Raw genomic sequence first — 2573 nt, forward strand, 5'->3', positions numbered from 1 at the left:
GCACCGGCCCCTCGCCCGCGTCCCACCCCAGCTCGCACGACGCGCCGAGCACCACCTCGGCGTCCGACCCGGCCCACCCGGCAGGTCCCGTGGCCGGTTCCGCCGGTTCCGCCGGCTCTGCCGAAGAAGAGGAGGGGGAGTGATGAGCGTGGCGACCGGCGAACTCAACGAGACGAGCCCGGACAAGCTGCTCGCTCCCGTGCTGTCGGCGTTCTGGGACGAGGACCGTTCCTGGACCCTGGACGTCTACCGGCGGCACGAGGGCTACCAAGGGCTGCGCAAGGCGCTGGCCATGACGCCCGACGAGGTCATCGCCTACGTCAAGGACTCCGGCCTGCGCGGCCGCGGCGGCGCGGGCTTCCCCACCGGGATGAAGTGGCAGTTCATCCCCCAGGGCGACGGCAAGCCGCACTACCTCGTCGTCAACGCCGACGAGTCGGAGCCCGGCACCTGCAAGGACATCCCCCTCCTCTACGCCAACCCGCACTCCCTCATCGAGGGAATGATCATCGCCTGCTACGCGATCCGCTCCTCGCACGCCTTCATCTACCTGCGCGGCGAGGTCGTCCCCGTGCTGCGGCGCCTGCACTCCGCCGTGCGCGAGGCCTACGCGGCCGGCTACCTCGGCAAGGACGCGCTGGGCAGCGGCCTCGACCTCGACATCACCGTGCACGCGGGCGCGGGCGCGTACATCTGCGGCGAGGAGACCGCCCTCCTCGACTCGCTGGAGGGACGCCGCGGCCAGCCCAGGCTGCGCCCGCCCTTCCCCGCGGTCGCCGGCCTCTACGCGTGCCCCACCGTGGTGAACAACGTGGAGTCGATCGCCTCGGTTCCCGCGATCATGCACCACGGCAAGGAGTGGTTCCGCTCCATGGGCAGCGAGAAGTCCCCGGGCTTCACGCTGTACTCGCTCAGCGGCCACGTCGCCAACCCCGGCCAGTTCGAGGCCCCGCTCGGCATCACGCTGCGCCAGCTGCTCGAGATGAGCGGCGGCATGCGGGCGGGTCACCGCCTGAAGTTCTGGACGCCCGGCGGCTCGTCCACCCCGATGTTCACCGACGAGCACCTCGACGTCCCGCTGGACTACGAGGGGGTCGGCGAGGCCGGCTCCATGCTCGGCACCAAGGCACTTCAGTGCTTCGACGAGACCACCTGCGTGGTCCGCGCGGTCACCCGGTGGACCGAGTTCTACGCGCACGAGTCCTGCGGCAAGTGCACCCCCTGCCGCGAGGGCACCTACTGGCTGGTCCAGCTGCTGCGCGACATCGAGGCCGGCAAGGGCGTCATGGCCGACCTCGACAAGCTCAACGACATCGCCGACAACATCAACGGCAAGTCGTTCTGCGCCCTCGGCGACGGCGCCGCCTCGCCGATCTTCTCCTCCCTCAAGTACTTCCGCGACGAGTACGAGGAGCACATCAGGGGACGCGGCTGCCCCTTCGACCCGGCGAAGTCCACCCTCTGGGCGGACAAGCACCAGGAGGTGAACGCATGACCGCGCCGACCAGCGCTCCCTCCGGCGGCGGACCGGGAGCCGGGGCCGTGCCCCCGGAGGACCTCGTCACGCTGACCATCGACGGTGCGGAGATCAGCGTGCCCAAGGGCACCCTGGTCATCCGGGCCGCCGAGGAGCTCGGCATCGAGATCCCCCGGTTCTGCGACCACCCGCTCCTCGACCCGGCCGGCGCCTGCCGCCAGTGCATCGTCGAGGTGGAGGGCCAGCGCAAGCCGATGGCCTCCTGCACCATCACCTGCACCGACGGCATGGTGGTGAAGACGCAGCTGACCTCCCCGGTCGCCGAGAAGGCGCAGAAGGGGGTCATGGAGCTGCTGCTCATCAACCACCCCCTGGACTGCCCGGTCTGCGACAAGGGCGGCGAGTGCCCGCTGCAGAACCAGGCGGTGTCGCACGGCAACGCCGAGTCCCGCTTCGAGGGACACAAGCGCACCTACGAGAAGCCGGTCCCCATCTCCACCCAAGTGCTGCTGGACCGCGAACGCTGCGTGCTCTGCGCCCGCTGCACCCGCTTCTCGAACCAGGTCGCGGGCGACCCGATGATCGAACTGGTCGAGCGCGGCGCGCTCCAGCAGGTCGGCACCGGCGAGGGCGACCCGTTCGAGTCGTACTTCTCCGGCAACACCATCCAGATCTGCCCGGTCGGCGCGCTCACCTCGGCCGCCTACCGGTTCCGCGCCCGCCCGTTCGACCTGATCTCCAGCCCCTCGGTCTGCGAGCACTGCGCCGGCGGCTGCGCCACCCGCACCGACCACCGGCGCGGCAAGGTGATGCGCCGACTGGCCGCCGACGACCCGCAGGTCAACGAGGAGTGGATCTGCGACAAGGGCCGCTTCGCCTTCCGCTACGCCCAGCAGCGTGACCGTCTGGCCTCGCCGCTGGTGCGCAACGCCGAGGGCGTGCTGGAGCCGGCGTCCTGGCCGGAGGCGCTGGAGGCCGCGGCCCGCGGGCTGAACGCCGCGCGCGGCCGGGCCGGCGTGCTCACCGGCGGCCGGCTCACCGTCGAGGACGCCTACGCGTACAGCAAGTTCGCCCGGATCGCCCTGGACACCAACGA

Annotated in this window: 2 protein-coding genes; both read left to right on the forward strand. The window is 71.1% G+C overall.

The window, feature by feature from the left end; genetic code table 11:
• Positions 1-142 precede the first annotated feature (142 nt).
• A complete protein-coding gene (gene nuoF, locus HW445_RS26240) occupies positions 143-1495 on the forward strand; it encodes an NADH-quinone oxidoreductase subunit NuoF (RefSeq protein WP_180223366.1) in 1353 nt (450 codons plus the stop codon).
• Positions 1492-2573, forward strand: a 1082-nt coding sequence (nuoG, locus tag HW445_RS26245) for an NADH-quinone oxidoreductase subunit NuoG (RefSeq protein ID WP_180223367.1), incomplete at its 3' end; no start/stop codon positions are given. The genes nuoF and nuoG, both read left to right, overlap by 4 nt.

Origin of the sequence: Streptomyces sp. UH6 (assembly GCF_013421635.1) — a bacterium.
GTDB classification, from domain to species: Bacteria; Actinomycetota; Actinomycetes; order Streptomycetales; family Streptomycetaceae; genus Streptomyces; species Streptomyces abyssomicinicus.